This is a genomic window from Testudinibacter sp. TW-1 (assembly GCF_050613185.1).
In the GTDB taxonomy this organism is placed as follows: Bacteria; Pseudomonadota; Gammaproteobacteria; order Enterobacterales; family Pasteurellaceae; genus Chelonobacter.
Map to the genome: position 1 here is coordinate 2,284,501 of NZ_CP192511.1, position 24,297 is coordinate 2,308,797.

Here is a 24,297-nt window from a genome sequence, read left to right on the forward strand (position 1 = left end):
CCTTGGGAGTGAAATATGAAACTGAAACAAAACGGCATGTTAAAAATTCTAGTCCCAGGGGTACTCGCTGTGGCTGCCATTATTGGGATTAAAGCCTTCACAAAATCATCCCAGTCGAATGAAAGTTCGGTTGAAAATTACACCATCAACGATTTAAAACCGGAAGAGCTACGCGCACTCGGTATTGATGGTGATACGCCGCACGATACTGTCAGAACACTTATCGGTACAGTGAAAGCGACACGGCAGGATATTGCTGAGATTAAAACCCAGAATGCTGATTTAGCACGTCGAAACAAAGAATTACAACGGCAAGCGACCGATGTTGATTCCAAAGTTGCAGAGGTGATTTCTCGCGAGCGGCAAAATATGTCGGTCGAGTTTGAAAATGCCTTTCAACACCGAACTGACAGTTTAGTCAGTGAATTAGAACGCCGTATTGCAGAACTATCCAATTTGGTTGAGTCACCTTCATCAACTATAGCGACGGCAAAACAAGGCAGTGATATGCCGATTGGTTTGGGGTTGGAGGGGGAAAGTTTACCTAATTCTAATTCCAGTCCTAATTCCGGTATGCGCTGGGTGATGCCGTCAGATATGCAGGAAGTCGATCATAAAGGTAACCCGATTAGTAGCGGACAAAAAGCCGATAGCGTACGTTTTCCCAATCCTTTTTCAGCCTTAGATGATTCCACCATCGGAAAAGCGCACGAAGATTTCACTGGAAAAAGTACACGTGAAGCAGAAGCTATTCCAGTTTATACCTTACCGGAAAATTCAACCTTAGTTGGCTCAATTTCAATGACCGCACTATTGGGACGCGTGCCGTTAAACGGGGTCGTAAACGATCCATATCCGTTCAAAATTTTGATTGGGCGAGAAAATTTAACCGCAAACGGGATTGATTTACCCGAAGTGGAAGGCGCGATTATCTCCGGAACAGCTACCGGCGACTGGACGTTATCCTGCGTACGCGGCACGGTAAATAGCATGACTTTGGTATTTAATGATGGACGAGTCCGCACTTTGCCAAACGATCGCCGGAGCGGCAATAACGGCAGTAAAAACAGTAGTGAAAGCAGTATTGGCTGGCTGTCTGATCCACATGGTATTCCGTGTATTGCCGGCGCGCGCAAAACCAATGCGCCGGAGTTTTTAGCAACCAGTTTCCTACTTGGAGGCGCATCAGCGGCGGCACAGGCGTGGTCACAGAGCCAAACCACAACGGTCGTTAATGGCGATTCCGTGGTTGGTGCAGTCACTGGCGACCAAGGAAAATATTTAGCAGGACAAGCGTTGGGGGCAGGATTAGCAGAAACGACTGACTGGGTACGTCAGCGATACGGTCAGACCTTTGATGCGATTTATGTTCCGCCGGGGCAAACAGTCGCGGTGCATATCACTCAAGAGTTAGCGATTGACTACGAGCCGGATGGTCGCAAGGTTAAATATGCAACCTATCAAACGCAAGGTGCTATGGATTAATAGGAATGGGATTTAAGGAGAGTTTAAATGAAAAAAGTTATCATGATAGTCGCGCTTGGTGTAATGCTTAGTGGGTGTTCTACTTCGCAAAATGAATTGCTTCCGCCAGGTGACAGCTCAATGCTGGAACTCTGGCAGAAAAACAGCGGTAGCGGCACATTAATTCAATCGCGAGCTGATTTAACACGTGATATTGCACCGCAAGCCGTTCGTTCCAGTGAGCAGCAAAGTTATACACGCACGGCAGAGAACGAAGCAACCGCACTTTTCCCTCGACTGCCGAATCCGGATTTAGTGATGTACGTTTATCCGCATTTATCGCCCACGGGCGAGCCGATTCCCATTCCTGGTTACTCAACGGTAATTCCCTTTTATGGGCGTGTGCAATACGCACAGCCAGGTGAAAGAACGCGTGATTATTAGTAAAAAAGGACTATCTGATGCGCTTAAATCCATTTAAATCCAAGAAAGATACGATACCGCCGCCAATACTCGCTGGGCATAATGAGGATGAAAACAGCAGCAATACAACTGATTCATCTCTGAATGACATGCAGTCAAGTGACACAACCGCACAGAAGATTAACTTTGTCAAACGCGATGACTACCTGATGAAAACCTATCAGCAAACACAAAAACAAGAATCATCATTCGTTTCTCGCTTACCGTGGGTGGAGTTTATTGATGATCAACAGGTGATGTTACTGGAAGACGGACGCTCACTGGGTGCGGTGTTTGAAATTAAGCCGATTGGCACAGAAGGACGCTCGGCTGAATATCTCGAATCAATTCGGACACAGGTCAAAGATGCGCTACAAGACGCGTTTGATGAACTCGATAATAACCCTTGGGTGGTGCAGTTTTTCTGCCAAGATGATGAGATGGCAGCGTCTTATCGTGATGTATTGGAACACTATATTCAGCCGAATGCCAAAGGAACGGCATTTAGCGATGCTTGGCTGAATTTGATGGAAAAGCATTTGAATGATATTTCAAAGCCCGGTGGCTTATTTGTCGATAAAATGGTGACAAATACCCCGTGGCGCGGACAAATTCGTCGCACGCGCATGGTGGTGTATCGCTATGTTTCTGCGAAAGCCAATGAAACGCTATCGCCGTTAGAGGCGTTGAATAATGCCTGTGAACGGATTGTGAATTCGTTACAAAGTGCGGGTTTGCACATTGAGCGACAAACGGGTAAACAAATCCACGAATGGCTACTGCGTTGGTTTAATCCCGCGCCGGATATGTTCGAATCCGCCGAACATTTTTATCAGCAGTGTAGCTATCCAGAGCAACCCACCGATCCGAACGATTTAATGATTTGGGAGGATTTTTCCGAAACCTTGTTGGTCAAGTCGCCGCAAACGAAAGGGGAATATTGGCTATTTGATGAAAAGCCGCATGAAGTGGTTGTGGTTGATAGCATTCGGCGTGCGCCACCAGTGGGGCTTATCACCGGTGAAATTAAGCGTGGCGACAATTTCAATGCATTATTCGATTTACTGCCGGAAGGCACGGTGATGTCTTCAACCATGGTGGTTTATCCACAAGATTTATTAGAGCGACATCTCGCTACGATTTCATCGAAAGCCAAGGGAGATAATGTCGATTCAGTCTATGCCAAACAAGATTGTGACAGGGTTCAAGTATTCCTAAAAGAAAAACACAAAATGTACCACAGTGCCTTGGCGTTTTATGTTAAGGGCGAAGATGAGCGTGACTTACGAGCAAAGAGCCGTCGTTTACGTTCGGCATTGCTCAGTTCAGGCTTAGTGCCGGTTGCGGAAGGCAATGAGGTTGCGCCATTAAACAGCTATCTGCGCTGGTTACCGATGTCATTTAATCCGCAAGATGATCGCAACCACCTCTACACCAAATTCAATTTTGTGCAGCATATCGCCAACCTCATTCCGGTATTTGGTCGCTCCACTGGTACAGGACACCCTGGCATCTCATATTTTAACCGTGGCGGCGCGCCACTGGATTTCGATCCATTGAGTAAACTCGACAGAACCAAAAATGCACACACCCTGATTTTAGGCCCGACAGGGGCCGGAAAATCGGCGACACTCAACGGTAAAATTGCGCAGTTGATGGCGGTACATCGCCCACGTTTATTTGTGATCGAGGCGGGGAACTCATTTGGGTTAATGGCGGAATATGCCTCAACCTTGGGCTTAACGGTCAATAAAGTGACGTTAAAACCAGGTAGCGGTGTCACCTTATCGCTCTTTGCCGATTGTCACCGCTTAATGAATGATCCAAAAGTTAAACGTCGTTTATCTGAAAGTGCGGTCGAGGAGGAAGAACGAGAAGAGCAAACCGAAGAAGCCGAACAAGAAGGCGACGATCAGCGTGATATTTTAGGTGAAATGGAAATCACTGCACGTTTGATGATCACTGGTGGTGAGGCTAAAGAAGACGAGCGGTTATCGCGCCCCGATAAAGCCATGATCCGCAAAGCCATTATTTTGGCAGCAGAGAAAACCTATCAAGAAAAACGGCAAACTCTAACCCAAGACGTGCGTGATGCGTTTTATACAATGAGCCACGATGAATCGTTGCCGGAAAAAAGCCGTGAGCGTGCCTATGAAATGGGAGAGTCACTGGGTATGTTCTGTCAGCCAGGCAGCTTTGAAGCGGAGCTGTTTAATAGTGAGGGTGAAGCCTGGCCCGATGCAGATATTACCTTGGTTGATTTAGCCACCTTTGCTCGAGAGGGCTATGAATCGCAACTTGCAATTGCCTATATTTCCTTAATCAATCACATCAATAGCCTTGGTGAAAAATACCAGTATTCTGGCAGACCGATCGTCAATATTACCGACGAAGCACACATTATCACCGTCAATGCCTTGCTAGCCCGATTTTTAACCAAGGGGTCGAAAATGTGGCGGAAACTTGGCATTTGGCTATGGCTGGCGACCCAAAACATGAAAGACTTCCCGAAAGACGCGGTGAAATTAATCAATATGCTCGAATGGTGGGAACTACTTTGCGGTGTCGATGATTATGAAATCAGTGAAATCTGTCGCTTCAAACCATTAACCGAAGAGCAGAAAACGCTGATCCGTTCGGCGAAGAAAGATCGCAATTACACCGAGGGTGTCGTGTTATCCGATAAGCTGGAAGCACTGTTCCGCGTTGTGCCGCCGAGTTTGTATCTTGCGCTGGCAATGACCGAGCCAGAGGAAAAAGCCGAGCGGATGACATTGATGAAAAAGTTCAATATCTCAGAATTAGAAGCGGCAATGCACGTTGCTGCTCGCATTGATGAAGGGAGGGGGATTGAGCCATGTCTAAAACAAGCGGCGTAAAAACGCCAAATCGAACAGCAAGAAAAGCAGCTAGCAAACAGAATAGTTGTGACATATCACGCCACGAAGTGCGGTTATTTGATTCCGGCATTACCACACCGCAGCAGGCAATTGCGATCAATCCGCAATACCAATCTCACTACATCGAACTGTTGAGCTATGTACAAGCCGTGATTGGGGTTGCACGCACCTTTATGCTGAAACCGTACCGCATCATGGATGAACGCTATTTGATGATCCGCATTCAGGGCGATAAAAGCCAGTTTAACCTCACTTTAAACATCACGGGGCGCATTGCTTGGCCACGAATGCCGACCGCTAAACGGCAGTATCGATTGTATATGGACATGGTGGATTACATCGATAGCTTTTGGTTTGCTGAGTATTTGCGGCGATCCTTGGGACTACCGATGTCAGCGCAGTTATCCCCAATTCCTGTACATAATAATGTGGAGAAAACGAATGAAAGTGGACATTAAAGTGGATACGCAATCTGTACGAAAATCACGCAAGATACTTTTTACTATGCTGTTTTGTTCTAAGTTATTGCTGATCTTGTTAGCTGTGATGTTATTGGCCTGGTTGGCAATGAACTATTTACCCCAAGTTGCCGGCATTAATGAATGGCTAAAATCCACGTGGTATTTTTGGCTCGGACTTCGCCTCATTCTTTATTCGACGATAGCTTGGATCATCTATGAGATTCACCGTCATCAGAAAAATATTAATGTGATGCCGATCATTCGTTGGGCGATTGCGCTCATTGTGGTTGCGGAGCTTGCGAATATCTTACAACTCACAGCATAGGAGAAATACTATGAATATGTATGTGAACAGTTATTTTGAGTATTTCCTGACGTTGCTAAGCTGGATTATCAACAATGCCTTATGGCATGTGTTTACCGAAACAGGCTTATTCGCGACGCCGTTTCTTGCTCACTTGGTCCGATTGTGGTTGAAAGTGCGTGAAGAGGGCGATGATGAGGGTAATAAAGGGAAACTGTTGTTAGCGCGGCTAGAGCACGCCTTTTATGTGAGCCTTGTGGTGATTTTCTTTACCTGTGTCCCGATGTTGAAAATTACTATTCATAACATCAAAATGGATGTCGAACGCTCGAAGCAATGCGGTTATACCATTGTGGATACATCGAATACCCAGTTTTCTAATGTGCAAACCGAAATGGGCGGTAAGAGTGCTTCTGTGCCGATTTGGTGGGGATTTACCCACACCTTAAACAAAGCGGTGACACAGGCTGCGGTTGCGAGTATTCCGTGTAAACCGGATCTACGCCAAATCCGATTTGATGTGCAGCACACGAAAATCAGCAGTCCGGTGCTATTGCAAGAAGTGCGTGATTTTGTCGAACAGTGTTTTGTGCCGGCACGAACCAAAATCAAACGGCAGCAAATTGAGCTAAACGAAGTGCAAGCCAACGATGTGGATTGGATCGGCTCTAGCCTGTTGCTCAATTCCGAGGGGCTGTATGACAGCTACCGTTCTCATGCACCGCGAAAGCAATGGGCGTATAACGCAACGCGAGATGCCGGGTTACCAAACACCGGTGACGGAGGATTTCCGACCTGTAAACAGTGGTGGGCAGATGATAAAGCTGGTTTAAAATCACGGCTATTGGCGGAGTTTAAGCCAGGTGTGCTAGGCAGTATCAATAAATTATTCTCTGGTCAAAAAGACTACGAGGACAATATTATCCGCAGCCTGGTGCGCCCTGAAAATATCGAAGTCTCGACTGGTAATGCTTATTCCGGCTACGGTGGAAGCGTGGATTTTAGCTTGTCTAATGCCTTCAGCCGTGTTGCATCATTTGTCGGCATGACCGCTGGTGCAACCGCAGCATTTCCGGCATTTGACGCAATGCGACAGGCATTGCCGATGGTTCAAGGCTTCTTGATTATGGCATTGGTGATCTGTATTCCCTTAGTGACATTGTTCAGTGCCTACGACATCAAGGTAATTATGACCATGACCTTTATTCAATTTGGCTTATTTTTCCTGTCATTTTGGTGGGAGCTGGCACGTTGGCTGGATACGTGGCTGTTGGAAGCACTTTACAGCAGCGATACCCATTCAAACTGGAACTGGGCAGGCATACAAAACACCAGCGATGATATGGTCGTCAATTTTGTGATGGGCTCGATGTTCTTGGCACTTCCGGCATTCTGGTTGGGTGCTATGGGGTGGGCAGGGATTCATACTGGAGCAGCCCTCAATAATATAGTTAAAGAAGGAACTTCAGCAGCTAGAGAGAATGGTGGGAAAGGAGCTAGTACTTCAGTAAGTATAACTAAAGAGGCTATGTCAGATAACAAATAATTAAAAAAGCCGTTTGATAAATATATATCAAACGGCTTATTAATTACTTAAACTTCATTGTCATCATACCAAATAGGATCATCCCAATTTATCTCGCCATTTTTATAATAACCAGTTCCCCAGTCAGGAGTATATCCACTATGACTATAAATTTTTAACAATGAAAAATCAGATGGTTTCGTATTCGAAAGCCAGAACGCAGCGATAACGCCAGCAATCAGTACAAACACACTCAGAAAATAACAGACAAGTGCGGTCACGGCGATGACATACAGCCATTTCAACGCAGTTGGGTGCTGCCAGCGCATGAATTTGCGATACAGTCTGCCTAAGCGATAACCGATATTCTTTTTCATAACAGCCCCCCAATTATTGTTTAGATAGTCCTCAATATATACTTTACCTGCATAAAAAACAAGCTAAAAAAGTGAGGGGAAACAGTATTTTTGTGGCTAAATTGAAGCGAGAAAACGTGAATTATCTTGATGTGCGACCGCTGTTTTCACGTTTTCTCGACAGCATTTTGATCAAGGTTTTAATCAATTTGCGAGAGCGTATAAATGATATCTACTGGCAATGTTTCTGGTTTGGATTTGACGTGGTTTATTGTCACAATTCGATCTTGTTGTAAATCATCAAGCAAGATGGTGTCTTTATCAGCATATTTTTTGTGTTTCATCAAGTTGGCTGTATTCACAAAGAAATATTGTGTGTAATTTGTGACTTTATCTTCAATCAACACATAAGGTTGCGCTTTTTTGACATCGACACTGATTTTTTGATAGGCAGCCTGCGAGGGAGCAGATTTTTGCTGGGAAATGCGGTCGATAACATCACCATAAAATACCGCCATTTCGCTATATAACAATTCTAAAGAAAGCATATTGCGGAATTTAATATTAAATTCGCGCTCTAAATAAGCATCACGCTCTGTCTTATAGCGATCCAACTGCATGACAAGATCGAAATAATTGCGTTCTGCTTGCTCGACTTGATAGGAAAGGTGATTTTCATTCACACCGTTATTCTTATTGCGTGCAATGATTTCTTCATCATGAATTTGCTTATTGAGAGCAGATAATTCATATCGATAGCCAGTATTTTTAAATTGCTCGACATCTACCTTTCCTTGCGCAATTTGTTCTTGAATAATGCCGAGGAAATTTGCTGACAACAGAGAGGGAAGGTCGGTATTTTTGACAAAAACAGGGGAATATTGCGAGTCCATTCTGAAAGAAGTCATAAAACAAATATTTTGATGATGGAGCATAATCTCGGTATATGAGCCGTCGATACTCATGCCTTCCGCTTTACACGGTTTATTGGCTTGATAACGAAAATGGGATAGTGCATTAGGTTTCAAAATATCGATTGGAATCCCTTCATCAACAATAATTTTATTAATTGCTGCCACTGAGCTATTCAGTAGCTCATTGATTGTTTTATCACTGGCATCACGCTGTGCTTCAATATCTGCCTTTTTCTGACGCAGTGGCGTTAATTTTTCAAGGTACTGTGAGAATAAGGCACTTTGTGCAGAGTGCCGGTCTTTTGCCAAATCAACTTGCTTTTTTAGCAACTCCTGATCCATTTCAATCTTGAGTTCAACCTCTTCTTTGAGCTCAGTGGCTTCAAATAAGACTTGCTGGTATTTGCTTTTTAAATCAGACAAGGAAGCCGAATCAAAACCGGAAAAATCGGGAAATTTTGGCAGTTTTTCATTTGCAACCATGTCATAGCTGATCGCTAATTGTCCCAACTGCTGATAGGATTTTGACAAACTTTTGAGCTGTTCTACCGTTTTGCTGTCCCAGTAATAAAAGCTCCTTTCAACTTGGGCTGGCGCTAAATTAAAGAGTACCGCAGGTTTTTCCAATGTAACAGTTTTATCGTCGTCACAGGCGGTAATGAAGAGAGAAGTACAAAGGATAAGACTAAGTTTTGCAAGTGATTTCATAACAAGCTCCAGTCAATTAGTAATAAGTTCTTAATATCAAAGTGAATTTGTAACTAAGCACGTCCAATATATACTTTGCCTACAACAAGAACAAGTTATCAGATTTATTTTTATCAATGAATTTAATCAATAGATGTATTGCAAAATGGTTTAGTTTACTAGCATTTTTCAGAGTACTGCGATGGTAATAAATAGGCGTTGTTTATGGGTATTTTCGTAAGCCTGAGAAAATAGTATTTTTGCGACGGTATATAACGATACTTAATATGATAAAAAACTGTTGATTTGCAGATATGAAAAAGCCCTGTGTAAACAGGGCCTATCAATATAGCCTTAATTGGTGAAATAGCCGAGGCGGTTTTACCATAGGATCTGCAGAAACTACAGATATTTGCCCTATGTTGGATCTGGCTACCCAGATCACTAAATCACAGAGTTAAGCGAGTAACTCCCTGCCATGTAGCTAATCTGCCTATTCATCGCTTCCAGATTAACTATAGCTCTTGCAGTGTGTATATTATAAAATCATTCAAATTTTTTGACAATCTTTTTTAATGTGGTTAAGCGGTTTATTGCCCCAACGCCCTTGTACATTTAGCGGCGCAGCACGTGTTGCTGTGAGTAATGTTACTGCGCTATAAAAAGAATGCTCATTCCCATCTTCAATTTTTTCAATGATTACAGCTCCACTAGTTGTTTTGACAACTGCTGTTTTAGTATCTTTGATTTCTGGGTAAATTGGTGTTCGTCGATTTAAAATTGAAATTAGATGATTAATAACTTCTCTCACTGTTACAATTTTTAATCGTATTAAGGCAGTACGTCTGCCTTGCCATATGTGATCCAAACCGTATTTATGCAGATGTGCTCCTCTAGACAACCAGATTTCTCCCTCAACTAAAATATGATTTGTAGCAGGAAAATAGCCAATTAAGCATATTTGCTCATTAGGGTTAGTATACTTAATCAAGTAATCATCAACTGGCAAATCTAAGTCATTCTGAATCATGATATATTATAAATTGAACTGGAAAAGCAAGAATTTTATTAAAGGTCGATCAATGTATCACAAAGCGAGAGGAATACAAACTGTGTAAAAGCGCACGACTGTGCGCTTTGTTTGTTTTATGGGCAAGGTTTATACGTCTTTAGCTCAATTAACACATCGGTTTTATGGTGTGCGGTTTCAGCCCCGAATAATGTTCCCTCAGCAAAAACACAACCAACCGGCAGCTTTTTACCAGACCAGACGATTTGCAGTTTTCTCACGCCATCGATGTTGGGATAAAACGACTCTTCGCCACCTCGGAGATTAATACCCGGTGCAGCGAGATGTAGCATCGGATAACCGTTCTCTTTTTTGATGTTGCCTTGTAAAGTGAGTGGCGTGCTGTAATTAACTTGCGTTGGATTATCAGCTAGCGAAAATACACTAAATCCACATAAAAGCGTCGCGAATACAACGGTGATTTTTTTCATATATTCTCCTTACTTAATTAACCTGATGGGGTGTGCTCTTTTGATGAACCTTCTTTCCAACCTTCTTTCGTACGAATGGCATTAACGATATGGCGACGCTGCTCATCTGATAATGAACTCATTGGTGTATTTTTGTCAAGTCCGGTCGTTGATGTTACCATGCTTATATACAGGTCGGTATTATTTTCATTACGTGGTGCGTAGCGTTCAATTGCACCGGCGATTGTTTGGTTATTATAATCCCTTGTTTTTAACAATGCATGAATAGCTCTTTCACCGGTTTCAGCATCAGGGAAAATAGCAAAACCGCTTGGACCGACACCAATTGCGCCGTAACGTTGTGCAAATTCACCGGCACGAATATTGCCCGGGTTGTTATTTCGCCAAGCCAGTGTACCGCCTTCGCGCCGAATCAGCTTGCCATCCGCCGTTTTATAAATCGTGGCTCGCCCATCGGCATAAGCATTATTAGTTTCATAGGCTTGTAATCCCCGACCGCTGACGATGCCGCCATTCCCACCACGAGAGCCGCTATATGCGCCGTTGATACTGCCTAAGCCACCAGTTGAAGTCGGAATATTCAAGCGAATATAATGGGATTTGATATTGATTTTGCCACCGTTACTATTATCCGCTTTAGCATCTTCGATATTTCCACTCAATGCCCGCATACGTTTATCGGTATCGTCTGATACATTACTTTCTAAGGCTTTTTGCTGCTCATGAATACGTTTTTCCAAAATCGCCATTGCGGTGTTGCCGGCAATTGAGCGTTGTAGTTCCATTTCCATTTTGGTTTGCTCGATTTCCCTATCTAACATTAAGAGATTTTTTTCAAGCTCTTTTTGTGCAATTTCATTGGCAGCAATATTCGGTTCGCGCATACCAGCAAGGATTGTACGCCGTGCTAACAGGGCTTTTTCTAAGGTTTTTGAAATCGCGATTTCACTTGCAAGCCGACTTGAAAGCACAACGACATCCGAATCATCTTTGAGCGCCTCGACTAATCCACGTGTGATTTGAATCGCAGTTGAACCGATTTGTTGGAGTTGTGATGGTATGGGGTTCACGGCATTCAGTGTTTCTTCTAAAATAACGAGTGTTTTGATATTTTCTTCTTCAATGATAGGCGCAAGCCCTGTACCAGCTTTGGATTTTTGTTCACCACATTCATTGCAGGTGGTTTTATGTACATCACCCAAGACACGCGTTGCCCAGTCGGCAGCTTCTTGTGGGGTTTTCCAGGTCGTACACAACATACCGTCACATTGTTGTGGTGTCACGGCGGCTTGATTAGTTACGGCTAAGCCATTAGCGACATTAAAGCCGGCTTTTGCGGCATCTTCTAGCATTTTTAGTGGTTGTTGCCCTTTACCACCTTTTTGCTTACCACCCACCCATTTTACTCCCTTTGATCCATCATCTTTTTCAGCTTGTTTTTTGGCTTGTATTGCATCTTTTTGCGTTTCAGCGACACGTTGATAATTTTGTGTTTTTGCCATCATTCCCCAACCAGAATCGCCCAAATAATCGGCGGCTTTGTTGGCAAGTTCTTCACAACTGGTTTTAGCGGCATCAAAATCTAAACGTCCTTGTAGCACGCCGTTGGTGAGCAAATCATAAAGCTGTGGATTGGCGCGCTGTATGACCATTGCCGGTAGGCTGGCAACTGCGCCGGTTGCCGACTGAACAACATTGCCCATCAAGTCCTTGAAACCCTCAGTGATGCCATTTAATTGATTTCTAACGGTGGTTTTAATATCAAAATTACCACACATTAGATTTGCATTCCAGCCGAGCCCAATTGATAATTCATGTGGGCGTTTACGTGATGGCGGGGTCATCACAGCCGAGCCGCCGCCGATTTGGTAGTAAACCTTATCAGATAAAACTGATCCAGCTTGTTGTGTACTATAGGAATTGGCAAAGCTATTTTCTGAAAAACAGAAGAGCGTTACCATGACTGCAGATATTGAAAAATACAGTATGGGTTTGTTGTGTCGAATAGTCATAATATGATCCTTTCAGCTATCGAAAATCGGTACTAAATAAAAATTTCTGCCCGCGCCGCTTACAGCAAGAGTAAGGTCGCCACAGCGCCCAGGCATAATCTTGCTCAACCGAATGCTTGTCTGCGTATGCATCCGTCGCATTGCGATCAGGAAAGATGGCACAAGACTTTTCCATTTTCGGTGTGAGCATCTGCCATTTATGGCTGCGTTCATCACCTTCTTTCACGGGGGGCGGCGGCCACCAACCGTTTTCTTGTTGTGCTTTTTGCGCGGCTGGAATATAAATATGCAACTGCCCACTACGGGAGATAATATCGGCGGCACGTTGTGCCGTAACTGCTGCAGCTTTATAAGGATGAACTTGGGTAACATTGCCGGCGCGTGGGTAAATATTTCCCCACATATCGTCTAAACCACCAATCTCACGCATGCCCGGTGTTATCGCTTCCGGATAGAAGGATTCGGGTATGCCGGCGCGCCAAGCAAGCACATCAAGTCCACTTAAAAAGTGCGGTTTAAACGAGAAACTTTGGCTTTTACAGTAATAACCCGTTTTACTGAGCAGCTGTGTGATTGCCCCGAGAGGATGTCCGATAACATCAACGTTTTTAAACGTGAGTTGTGAATACTGTTTGGTATGAGGTTTGTCTTGATAATCACCGCCATCGATGCCTTTGCCGAGACTTTTGATTTCTTTCCAAGGATTTTGTCCGCCGTGGTTATACGCAGAAACAACTTGCTCTGGTAAAAAATGGCGCACTTTAACCGATGTACGAACACGGCAACCCGTGTAGGAACAGTAAAGCCAATAACAAATACCGACAGTTTGGTACTCCATGCAACTTGTTGAGGCGCTTGATGCCATGATCTGGGCGGTATTAATACTCGCGGCAGCCGTTTCATCAGAGAAAGTGATGCCTGAAAGGGACAGGCCTATTGTTAATAAATAATGGGGCAGTTTTTTCATGCTATTCCTCATTCATAGTAGATTTCAATCGCGCGCTGTAGATCAGTGATGCCATACATCACTTGGTTATCTTGAGGCGCTGAATTTGAGGAGAATAAAATTGCCGGCACTTTCATAATACCGTGTTGCCATGCCTGTGAAATGCCCTCATAAGCCTGTTTAAGTGCGGTTTCGTGCTGTATCCATTCTGGCGAAGACAGCAAGGCTTTTGCTTGTTTTTCTGCCATCTCTGGTTGATTGCTTAATTGGAATTGCTCAGAAAATTGGTCTTCTAGTTTATCGACCATATCTAAATAATAAATCTGTGCCGCCAATTCTGGAGACTGAATCGCATATTGCTGTGTAGTGTAAACGGTCATCGTGACATCCGTGGATGGTAGATTAGACCGGTTATCATCCGCGCAAACACTAGCACTGATTAAACACAGCAAAAGGAAATGGTGTGGAAACTTCATCATAAATCCTTAAAGAGAGCATGGGTGAGGCTATCGTAAGAAAATGTGTAATGAAGGTTAATCAAAAATTATATTTCAAATTAAAACAATTTTTTGATCTGACGTATTTTTTAGAAAAAAAGATAAATTTGTTATTGACAACCGTTAAATTAAACGTCCATAATTTTAACAGTTTCAAAGTAAGCCGCTATCGTTGATAGCACTTAAGCCCAAGCACCCGGTCTGAAACGTGCAGTTCTCGTAGAGAAAATGACCATCCCAAATGCCTAGCGCACTCTGAAACAGGCAGTAAGTTTTTAACTTATGAGTGTTTACTTCAAACCCAAATGTCGTTTATCGACATTTATCCCGACCGGGGAAACGAACCCGGCGGGTGAGTTTCCTTGGTTATTATTAATTAAGGAGCATGTTATGACTCACCCGACTCATAAAAGCATGACGAATGATGACTTCTTCGATGAAGATGATCTGTTCGTTGAAGAGCAAACGCAGTCCAATTTTCATAAATTGGGTGAAAATCTTGGACGCTTGTTTCTGAAAGCCAAAAACACGACAACACAGGCTTATCGCTCGGTGAAAAGTGGTGTTGAACAATCGGTTTTGCTAAATAAGCAAGTTGAATACCAACAACGTTTAGCCCAACAAACTGCGCTGTTAAAACGGAAATACACAATTTATCTTGTGATTTCGAGTGTTGGTACATTATTACTAGGTAGTATCGCAACTGCGGTATTATTGAGTTAATGACATAGCCACAGTAGCCTGTACGGAAAACCTTTCCGTATAGGAATCGGTTTCTCCGTACAGCTTAAGGAGAAACTGATGCAATTAACACTAGGTCATCGCGCTCATAGCGAACTATTGGCAACTTTTCAACGTAAAGGTCTGCCAAAAAACAGACATTCCGAATATTTATCTGCATTGTTAGTGGCGGCAACGCTTCACTGGCAAGCGCAGTTAAATCGGAATAAAACACCGAATTTATTTGTTTATGATGTATCAGAAAATAATCGGTATTTTTTGGTTTTTCACTATATTCGGCATCCGCATAAAGCGGATTGCTGGATATTAGATCGTTAAAGTGCGGTGAATGATGAAACGAAAAATTTCAACATTAACCCAAAAAATCTGTCATTTCAGATTAAGCACAAAAGCCTTTGAAGCGGTTTCAGAAGATTTTAGGAAGGTAGGCTCAACCATGGCTGCAATTAGCGTGGCTGGCTTAGTTCTCCCTAATGACGAACTATCTGCGAAGGATTCATTTTTTCTGTTTACGTGCAGTATGATTATTTGGTTATGTGGTATACTTTTCACACATAACCTGAATAAAAATACGCGAATCGGAGATATAAAATGAATATGCCCTTAGTGATTATGGTTGGCGGTCTGACACTTGCGGTCGTTCTGTTTACGGCATTTGTCTTTATTACAGATGCCTTTCCAAGACCGGACGAGCCAACTAAAAGCGATCAAAAACCAACCAATTAATTAACATCGGCAATCTGCCGAATTACCCTTATCGGGAATAATTCCCGATTTTTACCACTATCTTTTACCTTTTGTCCTATAGGAATAGCTTCCCATAGGGACATTATCTGATGCAGCATTTAAACACACCGTTCAACTTGGCGGAAGCCTGTTGAATAAAACCCGATCCACGCTCGTAAGTGCGTGGATCATACTTTTATTTTTCTACTATACGAAATCAAGCGATTATTGCTTTTTTGTTCAAATTCAAAAAACAATTTAATATTCTTTTTTCAGCATAACTTAACTTTAATAAAGGCTCTTAATTTCACCAAGGAGCCTGATGTTATGTTTACTAAATTTCCCCTATCTCTTTTAACGTTGGCACTCAGTATCAGTATCACTGGTATCGCACAAGCCAATAATACCAATACCTACGCGCTGGGCGATCATAGTATCGCCGAGGGTGAATCTGCTATCGCGACTGGACGCAATAGTGTTGCTATTGGGCGAGGCGCAGTGGCGACAGGTGACAACTTGACCGCCGCTGAAATTACCCAAAAACTCGCTGATAACTCGGCTCAGCTACAAAATATCAGCAATAAAAAGCAATCTGTGAGAAATGCGCAAGCGGATTTCAATGCTAAATACAGCACCTATTTAGAAGTAAAAGGAGCGTTAGATAAAATTACGGCAGGACAAGAGCAGCTAAATAGTACCTTAACGCCAGCATTGGTCGCCGCAGAGCGTGAATTAACCGCTTATACCCCTCAATTTGAGGCAAAAAAACAAGAAGTGACTGCGCGAACTGACAATTTAATTACCCTAAGTGGTTTTGATTTAACCAAAGCCTCGACAACAGCGGGTGTTACTGCACTGGCAAGAGAATTAAAACAATCTGCAGAACAGGGCTATGAAAGTATTATTAATGAGCCGATTTCGTACTATGAGCAATATGTCAAAAATTATATTCAAGCAAACGGTAATGTTGCCACAGCCATATCAAGCTACACCAAATTAATTGGTGCTAATCTTGGTACATCGACCAGTTATTATCATACGAGTCCGTTGCAAACACGGGGAGAAATCGCTAGACAGGCATTAAGTGGCGAACTCAAATCTTTGCCCACCATACGTGGTGGTGATATTACCCAAATCTACACTTATAGGTTTAAAAGCAATAATACCATGAATTTTCAACATCCAGATCAAACTGCCTCATTGTCGAAAGCAGATCTGGAGGAATGGCTGCATTATACAGACGAACAGAAAACGAATATTTATAATACACTCTTGGCCACCAAGAATATCTACTTTGACAGCGATGGTGCAAAAGAGACGACTCAAACGTTACTCAATCAGCAATTTGATTATTTCACCGCCCTAGTTAAGAGCCGCTACTATCAAAATCAATATGATGCGTTGGGTAATACCGCTGAAGGATTAAGTGCACTACAACATAAACTGCGTGAAGAACAGGAAATGGCGAGGTTAAAAGCCGCATTAAAAGAAAAAAATCTGTCTTCTGAAATGGGAAAATTTTTTGATACATGGAAAAAAGAGAATATCACGGATATCCAACAGAAAAATAGTCAATTTATTAAAGAATTTCGAGCTAATTTAACGAAAATCATGGCGGATGAGCAGAAAAAATATGATGCTCTGGTGAGCGCCAAACAAGTTGCACAACAAGCAATAACCAATTTAGAGGCTCAATTGGCACGTTTAGAGCCGGGTGAGCAAAAGCGTCGTATTGCCGCGCAAGCAGAAGCAGCAAAAACATTGCTCGCTAAGCAGGAAGCTGAATTAAAAGCACTGGAATTGGCACTCAGCTTGAATGATTTACGCAATATCGGTCAAGATGCGGTTGCTATCGGCACGGAAACTCGTGTAACTGGTGAGCGTGCGTTAGGACTTGGCTATAAAAATACCGTCACTGGCACAAACAGTATTGCCGTCGGTAATCAAAATAGTGTCGCTGGTCAATATGATGTGGTTATCGGACATCATAATCAAACACCATTAAACAGTGAAAACAATGTCGTGATTGGACGACAAATCATGCTTTCCGATAATGGCAATAGCACAGTGAAACAAAGTGTCGTTTTAGGCTATCAATCAACGTTAGCTGCACCGATTGCCACCGTTTCGCACACTATCAACAGCCAACCTTATGCCTTCGCTGGCGCAACCCCGTTCGGCACATTCAGTATCGGCGCACAAGACAAAGAACGGACATTAACCCACCTCGCGGCCGGGCGCTTGAGCCGCACCAGTACCGATGCAGTGAACGGCAGCCAGTTGTTTGCATTGGTTGAAGAGAGTGATCGCTTGGGCACAACACTCACCGGCGTACAAACGCGTTTGGACGGGGTAGAAAAAATCGCAACCGAAAATAAAACCGCACTTGTCAATCATACACAGCAACTCGCTGAAAACACGATATCAATTGAAAACAATAAACAATTGATTGCCGAAAATAAAACGACGATGAATAAACAGCAACAACAGCTTACCTCACAAGACAAACAGTTGGAGCAGCACAGTAACGCACTATCCGGCTTAAATAATACGGTGACTCAGCAAACTGCCGATATTAATGCCAATAAAACTGCGCTGACAAAACAACAACAAACACTCACTGCGCATACAAACCGTTTGGATAGGCAAGATCAAAGTCTCACTACGCTAACCACATTAACTCATCAACATACCACTGCGATTGATGAAAATAAGCAAAAAATTGCGGACAACACCACAGTTTTAACGAAACATTCAACCGCACTTGAAAAACAACAGCAAACACTCACAGCACAGGCTTCAAAAATTGAAAAGGTGGAAAATGATATTGCAACAACCAATCAAGCACTCCGTAAGCAAGAGACTCAAATCAGCGACAATGTGAAGGGGATCACAAAAAATCGGGAAGATATTGCGGCGCTGCAACAAGGACTGGGTACAGTCAATAGCCATATCACCAACCATAATACGCAACTGACTGAGCTAAATAATCGTGTGAATACCCATGATGACCGCTTAGATCATCACGATCGCAAACTAGCCACTCATACAACGACCTTGGCAGAGCACAGTACTCAATTGGCAACACACAGTGAAACCTTAAAAACGCACTCAGAACGCATTATTCAGTATGCCGGTGATTTAACTAATCTGAAATCGACCCAACAAACGCAGGGTGAAACCTTGATCTCTCATGGTAATCGCCTTGAAACACATGGAAATCAGCTGAATACACATTCAAGCACGTTGGTTCAACATGGTGATGACATCGATAAATTAAAAAATGCAACAAATTCGAATGCCGCACTTTTAACATCGCATACGACACGCTTGGACGGACTCGATCGTAGTGTTGAAAAACAGGATTTACAGTTAGTGGCTCATAGTACACAGCTAGCTGATTATAGTGTGCAGTTGGCAAATCATACCACAACGCTGAATACCCATACCGAGACCCTGCAACAGCAGCAAAAGACGGTATCTACGTTACAACAAACCCAACAAAACCATACCCAAACCTTGCAACAGCAGAGGGAACATCTCGCGCAACACGACCAAAATATCAACACCATATCGAATCAGGTGAAAGGATTAGAAGCCAATACCGCCAAAACCGTATTCTTTGATAGCGATGAAAAACACAGTATCACCTTGGGTAAAGAAAATAACGACGGCAGCCATGGTACAACGGTGATTAAGCAGGTGGGAGAGGGTGAAATTACGGCGGACAGCAAAGAAGCCATCAACGGTGGACAGCTTTATCACTCACAAGAAACCCTGATCACACAACTGCGTCAGGAAATGCTTCAACTCAAACCGAACATCAATACGGCCCAAATTGTGCGAGATTCGGTCACCGAGGCAAATGCTTACACGGATTATCGCATTCATCAACTGCAACAGCATACTGATCAGCGTATCGCACAAGTCAATCGTGATATTCGCCAAGTGCGAAAAGAAGCGCGTGCCGGTATTTCGGCGGCAATGGCAATTGGGGCGATTGAACGTGTACCGGGCAAAAAAGCCACAATCGGTGCGGGTATTGGCTCATACGGCTCAGAAACTGCCGTTGCTATCGGACTAAAAGCCTTACCGCACAAACAAGTTATGGTCACACTTGCTGGTAGCGTCGATAGTCAAAAAAATGTCGGCGGCAGTGCCGGTATCAGTATTGGTTTTTAATGAGATGCGCTTAAGTATCGCAATTCTGTGTATCTTATCACCGACTTTAGCAATTACTGTTGAAGTCGGTGATATTTGTCATGTTGAAGCAGATGCATATTATCCTGGTACTTGGGAAGAATATAGCGATGATGAGCTGATTTGTAATTATTGGCGTTGGTTGGATATGGATATTGAGAGTCCGGAGTTTGAAATAAATAATCCACTTAATAACGAAATCAATGAAACTAATTTATTTTATGAATAATTTTTAGTTAAATAAAGAGGCAATTTATGTGTGAAAATAAATCAAAATTGATAAATATTAGAGGCCTTAACAATGAAGTTTTTCAGAATCTACAAATGCTTGCTGAGGAAAACTCTAGGTCTTTAGAAGGTGAGGCAAGATACGCGGTGCAACAATGGTGTAATATGAATAAATTTCGTAAGGGTAATATTACCTTTAATAATACGGATTATCTAAAAAATATAGTTATTTTAATTCCAAAACATGATAAAGAAAATAATATTTCAATTGAAGTAAAATATGAAAGTCGCAATCTCCCTAAATAAAAAAGGGAAAAGGAAAGGGGAAAGATAAGGGTAACCGTTTCCAAGGGAAACGGGCTTACCCGAAAAAGGATTTTCAAAATAAAGAAAAGGATCAGAAAAAGGTAATAACGAGAAAAGGCTGTCAGTTATTATAAATCCTATCGTAGATTAATCATTAGGTCTCAATATGCTATCAAGATTTTTTAAATTTAAAATTAAAAAAAAGAATATAATTGAAGATAATCGATTAGGCGATAATTCAGACGGTTGGCTAATACCACAATCTGCAGCAGAATTATTAAACACCCCTTTGAGGAAAAAATTATTAACGATTATTTATCAAAAAGTCTCTATGTCAGAGGAGATGTTTAATCAATTATTTAAAATACCGATTGAACGTTATGCCGAACTGGTGCAACTTTTTCCCGCATCTGAAAACCATCACCATTCACACCATGGTGGAATGCTCGACCACGGCTTAGAAGTTATCAGTATTGCGGCTAAATTGCGCCAAAATTATTTATTACCGCTTAATTCTGCACCAGAAGATCAAGCAAAGCAAAGTGAAGTTTGGACTGCTGCAGCTATTTACGGCGCACTTACACATGACATTGGCAAAATTGCAGTCGATATTGAAATTGAAACAGAAAATGGGCGTTGGTATCCGTGGTTAGATAAACTGGAGCAATCTTACCGCTTTAAGTATATCAAAGGACGTGATTATAAACTCCATCCAGTATTAGGAACAATGATTGCAACAAAATTAATACCGCCTATTGCCTTCAATTGGTTAGCAAAATATCCAGATGCATTCTCATCTCTCGCTTATTTAATGTCTGGACACTATGATAAAGCCGGTATTCTAGGCGAAATTATACAAAAAGCAGACCAAGCTAGTGTTGCACATTATCTTGGCGGCGATATTACGAAAGTTCAGCAACAGCCTCAGCAATCTCTTCCGAAACAATTTATCATTGCACTACGTCACTTATTAGAAAAGGACTTAAAATTAAATTCACCTCAAGGTGGTTCAGACGGCTGGCTTACCGATGAAGCCCTTTGGCTAATGAGTAAAAGTGTAACGGATAAAGTCCGGTCTTATCTTATGCAACAAGGCATTAGTGTTCCTATGCAAAATGGAAGAATATTTGATGAAATGCAGGCGCATGGTATTTTAGAAGCAACGCCGGCGAATACGGCGATTTGGGTATGTCGTATTCAATCTAATGCTGGCTGGAAGCCAGCAAATACCTTTACGCTTCTTAAAATTACACCAAGCCTTATCTGGGAAAATATTGAGCAACGTCCTACAGTTTTTGATGGTATTGTTGAAATTGATATAGCTAAAATGCAAGAAAAAGAGCCAGCTCAAAACATAATAACAGCTCAAGTCATAGAAAGCGATTCACAAGGCTTAACTGCTATATCGCAAGTGTCAGACACAACTGAAGCTGAGCCAAATGAACCAAAAATTCAAACTCAAAATGCTGTTCTAGATGATATTGATTTTACAATGAACTTATTTAATAATATTGAGCAACTTCCAGCAGAAAAACCTAATAACCAACTAGATAGAGGGGTAATTGATGAAATAGAACAAAATAAAAGCATTATAGGTTCGAATGATATTAAAGAACTTGATATTAATCCAACAGATTTTGTTGAGTGGATAAAACAAGGAATAATCCTTGAGAAATTATCGATCAATCGTACTAACTCAGTTATTCACATTGTTGAGCAACATGCTTTTATTGTATCGCCCGGTATTTTTAAACGATATATTCGAGAAAAATTTGAAACAGGAGATAAGGAGGTTTGGCGGGAGCTTCAAAAACGCTTCCAAAGATTAGGAATACATAAGAAAAAATCACCTGAAGGGTTGAATATTTGGACTTGTCAGATCGTGGGGCCTCACAAAACGACAGAACTTAAGGGATATCTTATCGACGATTTACGAATGTTATTCGGCGATAGACCTTGTTTTGATAATTTATATTTAAAATTAAAAGAGGTATCACATGAATGATCTCACATTTAAACAATTGTTAGCCAAATTTTTTTTATAAAGTGCTAAGAGCGGATACTGAATCTTGCTATAAAAAAGCGATAAATCAGCTATTAAAATATGCACCTGACATTCTCCCACACCAAATCACTGAAGACTTTATTATTGAGTGGCGTAATGAAGCATTGCATAGAGTAAAGCCGGTTACTTGGAATAACTATGTTCGACATTGCAAAGCCTTACTTTATTTTGCCATGAAAAAAGAGTTAATTACTATGACAGTGAATCCGTTTTGCGGAAAAACAATACCTGAGGGTAAAAAAATACGCAAAATATTAGATGATGATAAACTGCATAACCTTGAACGGTTATTAAATTCTCATGATTTACCACCTTATCTACAGCCAAGTTGGTTTATAAACTCCATTATCGCGGTATTTAGATATACAGCTATACGCCGTAGCCAGCTTTTAAAGCTGACCTTGAATGATATTAATCTACAGAAAAGAACAATCTTTCTTGCTTCTAAAGCAAGTAAAAATCATGATGAGCATATTGTCCCTATTTCGGCAAAATTATATCCGCATTTAGAAAAAATCATAAATGAAGCAAAGAAAATTAACTTACCCTCGAATGCTCAATTATTTAATATCAACCGTTATTGTTTTACGACAAAACGCAGAGGTTCGGATATGAATGATAATCAGCTTTCTCATTTATTTAAAAAACTCTATGAGAGAACAGATTTTGGTATTTCACCGCATCGGTTTAGGCATACGGTTGCAACGAACTTAATGCGAAATCCAGAACAAAATTTATACGTTACCCAGAAGCTCCTTGGGCATAAAAATATCAAAACGACATTAGAGTACATCGAACATGATGTCGATATGCTAAGAGATTGTGTAGAACGGTTGTAAAAAATGGGTGTAGATGTGATGCCTTGGAAAGTATCGCATCTTTTTTATGTTCAATATATTGAGTTTTTGGTTAAAAATGTGATCTAGAACAACTTTTTTAGTCGCTCTTGTGCGATATAGACTTTACATACAAGATAAAAGGGGTAGAATGATACGCCAGTAGATCCTTGTAACTTGGCCAAGGATCATTCTGTGTCTAAAAGTTAAATATTGATTGGATACCAAAAAATAAGCAATGTCATCCAAGGGATTTAAAATCCCTCGACTTTCGAGTCGTGGCGGTTCAAGTCCGCCCTCGGGCACCATTACAAGTTAGCAATAAAATCAATAAGATAGTCATTTTATACGGCTTTTTTTATGTCTGTAATTTGCCGTTCTAACTTTCCAATTTTGCCACGGGTGGCTGTTTAGTGGCTCACTATAGATTTGTAATCAAGAAAAAAGTGATAACTTGTGCTATCATGGAGCCAATCTATTAATGCAAGTTTGAACCTTTTGGGTGAAAATCCGCAATAATTACAACATCGCCAACGACAATAAATTTCACAGCATGTCCATATTTTAGGGGATAAATATGGAATTTTCCGTCAGCATAAGCAGATGCAACGAAACTTAGTTTTTCCGCGGTAGAACGCATAATCTCTAAGAAGTCATTAGCGATACTGTCGTTTTGGCTGTCATTGTAGATGTAATCAGCCTTGTCTAGAAGTTTAGCCTCGGCTCGCTCTGACCAAAACACAAGGTAATCTAGCTTCATTTTCGTTGCAGTCCATTTTTCAAGACAAATTCAAGTTTTTCCATTACTTCATCGTGTGGAGTGAGTTTGATTTTTCCTGTCATCACTTCTTGTAAAAAACGTTGTTCTTCCGTCAAAGATTGTTCGAAAACCGATAAGATTTTTTCTTGAACGGTCGTCTGCTTCGGCTGTACTTTTGCTTGAGTTCCTTGCATAACATTTCCCCTGTGCGTTATTGCTCTGGATAGGATTGAAACTTTCATCCTACATTGGGTTCATTATACGCACCATGCTTTTCATTGCAATAAATGTGTTTTTAGGAAATATTTTGTTAAAGCGCCCTGTTAGGGGGTTTCAAATAAGCTGTAATAGTCTAATTTCCTGCAACAATTTTAAGGTTGGTTTTAATTAAAAGGTATTTTTGAAAT

23 protein-coding genes and 1 tRNA gene are annotated in these 24,297 nt (G+C 41.7%); 15 read left to right on the top strand and 9 right to left on the bottom strand.

All coding sequences use genetic code 11. The features are described 5' to 3' along the window. Positions 1 to 15: 15 nt before the first annotated feature. Genes ACQ31U_RS10980 through ACQ31U_RS11005 form a run of 6 tightly spaced genes read left to right on the top strand, consistent with a single transcriptional unit; the run spans position 16 to position 7,137 of the window. Positions 16 to 1,485, top strand: coding sequence for a TIGR03752 family integrating conjugative element protein (locus ACQ31U_RS10980; protein WP_431052005.1), 1,470 nt, complete (start codon positions 16 to 18; stop codon positions 1,483 to 1,485). 27 nt (positions 1,486 to 1,512) lie between these two features. Beyond that, positions 1,513 to 1,908: a TIGR03751 family conjugal transfer lipoprotein gene (locus ACQ31U_RS10985; protein ID WP_431052007.1), complete on the top strand. Its 396-nt coding sequence runs from the start codon at positions 1,513 to 1,515 to the stop codon at positions 1,906 to 1,908. 17 nt (positions 1,909 to 1,925) lie between these two features. After that, a complete protein-coding gene (locus ACQ31U_RS10990; RefSeq protein ID WP_431052008.1) occupies positions 1,926 to 4,805 on the top strand; it encodes a conjugative transfer ATPase in 2,880 nt (959 codons plus the stop codon). After that, entirely contained in the window at positions 4,784 to 5,284 is a 501-nt protein-coding gene (locus tag ACQ31U_RS10995; protein WP_431052010.1) for a hypothetical protein, read from the top strand. The genes ACQ31U_RS10990 and ACQ31U_RS10995 overlap by 22 nt, the downstream gene beginning before the upstream one ends. Next, on the top strand, positions 5,268 to 5,612 hold the full coding sequence (locus ACQ31U_RS11000) for a hypothetical protein (RefSeq protein ID WP_431052012.1): 345 nt from the start codon (positions 5,268 to 5,270) through the stop codon (positions 5,610 to 5,612). The genes ACQ31U_RS10995 and ACQ31U_RS11000 overlap by 17 nt, the downstream gene beginning before the upstream one ends. A gap of 10 nt (positions 5,613 to 5,622) precedes the next feature. Beyond that, a complete protein-coding gene (locus tag ACQ31U_RS11005; RefSeq protein WP_431052013.1) occupies positions 5,623 to 7,137 on the top strand; it encodes a conjugal transfer protein TraG N-terminal domain-containing protein in 1,515 nt (504 codons plus the stop codon). A gap of 47 nt (positions 7,138 to 7,184) precedes the next feature. On the opposite strand, the gene ACQ31U_RS11010 is transcribed toward ACQ31U_RS11005, so the two are convergent. From ACQ31U_RS11010 to ACQ31U_RS11040, 7 genes are all read right to left on the bottom strand, one after another. Further along, on the bottom strand, positions 7,185 to 7,493 hold the full coding sequence (locus ACQ31U_RS11010; protein WP_431052015.1) for a hypothetical protein: 309 nt from the start codon (positions 7,491 to 7,493) through the stop codon (positions 7,185 to 7,187). Between the two features lie 179 nt (positions 7,494 to 7,672). Beyond that, entirely contained in the window at positions 7,673 to 9,094 is a 1,422-nt protein-coding gene (locus ACQ31U_RS11015) for a hypothetical protein (RefSeq protein WP_431052017.1), read from the bottom strand. Positions 9,095 to 9,623: 529 nt separating this feature from the next. Then, positions 9,624 to 10,103, bottom strand: a complete 480-nt coding sequence (locus ACQ31U_RS11020; protein ID WP_431052019.1) for a hypothetical protein — start codon at positions 10,101 to 10,103, stop codon at positions 9,624 to 9,626. 116 nt (positions 10,104 to 10,219) lie between these two features. Beyond that, positions 10,220 to 10,573, bottom strand: coding sequence for a DUF4431 domain-containing protein (locus tag ACQ31U_RS11025; RefSeq protein WP_431052021.1), 354 nt, complete (start codon positions 10,571 to 10,573; stop codon positions 10,220 to 10,222). A 17-nt stretch (positions 10,574 to 10,590) separates the two neighbouring features. Continuing rightward, entirely contained in the window at positions 10,591 to 12,585 is a 1,995-nt protein-coding gene (locus tag ACQ31U_RS11030; protein WP_431052023.1) for an integrating conjugative element protein, read from the bottom strand. 16 nt (positions 12,586 to 12,601) lie between these two features. Beyond that, a complete protein-coding gene (locus tag ACQ31U_RS11035; RefSeq protein ID WP_431052025.1) occupies positions 12,602 to 13,552 on the bottom strand; it encodes a TIGR03756 family integrating conjugative element protein in 951 nt (316 codons plus the stop codon). A gap of 8 nt (positions 13,553 to 13,560) precedes the next feature. After that, positions 13,561 to 13,911 carry a TIGR03757 family integrating conjugative element protein gene (locus ACQ31U_RS11040; RefSeq protein ID WP_431052027.1) on the bottom strand — a complete coding sequence of 117 codons (351 nt, stop codon included), beginning with the start codon at positions 13,909 to 13,911 and terminating at the stop codon, positions 13,561 to 13,563. A gap of 507 nt (positions 13,912 to 14,418) precedes the next feature. On the opposite strand from ACQ31U_RS11040, the gene ACQ31U_RS11045 reads away from it, so the two are divergent. The 9 genes from ACQ31U_RS11045 (at position 14,419) to ACQ31U_RS11085 (ending at position 23,438) form a co-directional block, all read left to right on the top strand. Then, the gene (locus ACQ31U_RS11045) at positions 14,419 to 14,751 is read left to right on the top strand and encodes a hypothetical protein (RefSeq protein ID WP_431052029.1); all 333 of its coding nucleotides are present in this window, start codon (positions 14,419 to 14,421) and stop codon (positions 14,749 to 14,751) included. Between the two features lie 78 nt (positions 14,752 to 14,829). Beyond that, positions 14,830 to 15,087 carry a hypothetical protein gene (locus ACQ31U_RS11050; RefSeq protein WP_431052031.1) on the top strand — a complete coding sequence of 86 codons (258 nt, stop codon included), beginning with the start codon at positions 14,830 to 14,832 and terminating at the stop codon, positions 15,085 to 15,087. Between the two features lie 10 nt (positions 15,088 to 15,097). After that, positions 15,098 to 15,364, top strand: coding sequence for a hypothetical protein (locus ACQ31U_RS11055; RefSeq protein ID WP_431052033.1), 267 nt, complete (start codon positions 15,098 to 15,100; stop codon positions 15,362 to 15,364). 314 nt (positions 15,365 to 15,678) lie between these two features. Beyond that, positions 15,679 to 19,677 (top strand): YadA-like family protein, encoded by a 3,999-nt coding sequence (locus ACQ31U_RS11060; RefSeq protein ID WP_431052035.1) that lies wholly within the window; start codon positions 15,679 to 15,681, stop codon positions 19,675 to 19,677. Continuing rightward, the gene (locus ACQ31U_RS11065) at positions 19,640 to 19,924 is read left to right on the top strand and encodes a hypothetical protein (protein WP_431052037.1); all 285 of its coding nucleotides are present in this window, start codon (positions 19,640 to 19,642) and stop codon (positions 19,922 to 19,924) included. Before ACQ31U_RS11060 ends, ACQ31U_RS11065 begins: the two co-directional genes overlap by 38 nt. Before the next feature lie 26 nt (positions 19,925 to 19,950). Beyond that, entirely contained in the window at positions 19,951 to 20,229 is a 279-nt protein-coding gene (locus ACQ31U_RS11070; RefSeq protein WP_431052039.1) for a hypothetical protein, read from the top strand. Positions 20,230 to 20,395: 166 nt separating this feature from the next. Then, positions 20,396 to 22,234, top strand: coding sequence for a MobH family relaxase (gene mobH / locus ACQ31U_RS11075; protein WP_431052040.1), 1,839 nt, complete (start codon positions 20,396 to 20,398; stop codon positions 22,232 to 22,234). Positions 22,235 to 22,488: 254 nt separating this feature from the next. Continuing rightward, positions 22,489 to 23,133 (top strand): tyrosine-type recombinase/integrase, encoded by a 645-nt coding sequence (locus ACQ31U_RS11080; protein WP_431052042.1) that lies wholly within the window; start codon positions 22,489 to 22,491, stop codon positions 23,131 to 23,133. A gap of 155 nt (positions 23,134 to 23,288) precedes the next feature. Continuing rightward, positions 23,289 to 23,438 (top strand) — tRNA-Leu (locus ACQ31U_RS11085). Positions 23,439 to 23,608: 170 nt separating this feature from the next. On the opposite strand, the gene ACQ31U_RS11090 is transcribed toward ACQ31U_RS11085, so the two are convergent. Both ACQ31U_RS11090 and ACQ31U_RS11095 read right to left on the bottom strand, forming a co-directional pair. Further along, positions 23,609 to 23,890 (bottom strand): type II toxin-antitoxin system RelE/ParE family toxin, encoded by a 282-nt coding sequence (locus ACQ31U_RS11090; protein ID WP_431052044.1) that lies wholly within the window; start codon positions 23,888 to 23,890, stop codon positions 23,609 to 23,611. Beyond that, positions 23,887 to 24,084 (bottom strand): hypothetical protein, encoded by a 198-nt coding sequence (locus ACQ31U_RS11095; RefSeq protein ID WP_431052046.1) that lies wholly within the window; start codon positions 24,082 to 24,084, stop codon positions 23,887 to 23,889. The genes ACQ31U_RS11090 and ACQ31U_RS11095 overlap by 4 nt, the downstream gene beginning before the upstream one ends. Positions 24,085 to 24,297 lie beyond the last annotated feature (213 nt).

What these genes read in the sequence shown, in the direction of transcription:
- ACQ31U_RS11095 (WP_431052046.1), bottom strand. Translation starts at nt 24,084, where the DNA reads ATGCAAGGAACTCAAGCAAAAGTACAGCCGAAGCAGACGACCGTTCAA.
- ACQ31U_RS11030 (WP_431052023.1), bottom strand. Translation starts at nt 12,585, where the DNA reads ATGACTATTCGACACAACAAACCCATACTGTATTTTTCAATATCTGCA.
- mobH (WP_431052040.1), top strand. Translation starts at nt 20,396, where the DNA reads ATGCTATCAAGATTTTTTAAATTTAAAATTAAAAAAAAGAATATAATT.
- ACQ31U_RS11000 (WP_431052012.1), top strand. Translation starts at nt 5,268, where the DNA reads ATGAAAGTGGACATTAAAGTGGATACGCAATCTGTACGAAAATCACGC.
- ACQ31U_RS11080 (WP_431052042.1), top strand. Translation starts at nt 22,489, where the DNA reads ATGACAGTGAATCCGTTTTGCGGAAAAACAATACCTGAGGGTAAAAAA.
- ACQ31U_RS11035 (WP_431052025.1), bottom strand. Translation starts at nt 13,552, where the DNA reads ATGAAAAAACTGCCCCATTATTTATTAACAATAGGCCTGTCCCTTTCA.
- ACQ31U_RS11020 (WP_431052019.1), bottom strand. Translation starts at nt 10,103, where the DNA reads ATGATTCAGAATGACTTAGATTTGCCAGTTGATGATTACTTGATTAAG.
- ACQ31U_RS10990 (WP_431052008.1), top strand. Translation starts at nt 1,926, where the DNA reads ATGCGCTTAAATCCATTTAAATCCAAGAAAGATACGATACCGCCGCCA.
- ACQ31U_RS10980 (WP_431052005.1), top strand. Translation starts at nt 16, where the DNA reads ATGAAACTGAAACAAAACGGCATGTTAAAAATTCTAGTCCCAGGGGTA.
- ACQ31U_RS11015 (WP_431052017.1), bottom strand. Translation starts at nt 9,094, where the DNA reads ATGAAATCACTTGCAAAACTTAGTCTTATCCTTTGTACTTCTCTCTTC.
- ACQ31U_RS11045 (WP_431052029.1), top strand. Translation starts at nt 14,419, where the DNA reads ATGACTCACCCGACTCATAAAAGCATGACGAATGATGACTTCTTCGAT.
- ACQ31U_RS11040 (WP_431052027.1), bottom strand. Translation starts at nt 13,911, where the DNA reads ATGACCGTTTACACTACACAGCAATATGCGATTCAGTCTCCAGAATTG.
- ACQ31U_RS11005 (WP_431052013.1), top strand. Translation starts at nt 5,623, where the DNA reads ATGAATATGTATGTGAACAGTTATTTTGAGTATTTCCTGACGTTGCTA.
- ACQ31U_RS11070 (WP_431052039.1), top strand. Translation starts at nt 19,951, where the DNA reads ATGTGTGAAAATAAATCAAAATTGATAAATATTAGAGGCCTTAACAAT.
- ACQ31U_RS11025 (WP_431052021.1), bottom strand. Translation starts at nt 10,573, where the DNA reads ATGAAAAAAATCACCGTTGTATTCGCGACGCTTTTATGTGGATTTAGT.
- ACQ31U_RS11090 (WP_431052044.1), bottom strand. Translation starts at nt 23,890, where the DNA reads ATGAAGCTAGATTACCTTGTGTTTTGGTCAGAGCGAGCCGAGGCTAAA.
- ACQ31U_RS11050 (WP_431052031.1), top strand. Translation starts at nt 14,830, where the DNA reads ATGCAATTAACACTAGGTCATCGCGCTCATAGCGAACTATTGGCAACT.
- ACQ31U_RS11010 (WP_431052015.1), bottom strand. Translation starts at nt 7,493, where the DNA reads ATGAAAAAGAATATCGGTTATCGCTTAGGCAGACTGTATCGCAAATTC.
- ACQ31U_RS11055 (WP_431052033.1), top strand. Translation starts at nt 15,098, where the DNA reads ATGATGAAACGAAAAATTTCAACATTAACCCAAAAAATCTGTCATTTC.
- ACQ31U_RS10995 (WP_431052010.1), top strand. Translation starts at nt 4,784, where the DNA reads ATGTCTAAAACAAGCGGCGTAAAAACGCCAAATCGAACAGCAAGAAAA.
- ACQ31U_RS10985 (WP_431052007.1), top strand. Translation starts at nt 1,513, where the DNA reads ATGAAAAAAGTTATCATGATAGTCGCGCTTGGTGTAATGCTTAGTGGG.
- ACQ31U_RS11065 (WP_431052037.1), top strand. Translation starts at nt 19,640, where the DNA reads ATGTCGGCGGCAGTGCCGGTATCAGTATTGGTTTTTAATGAGATGCGC.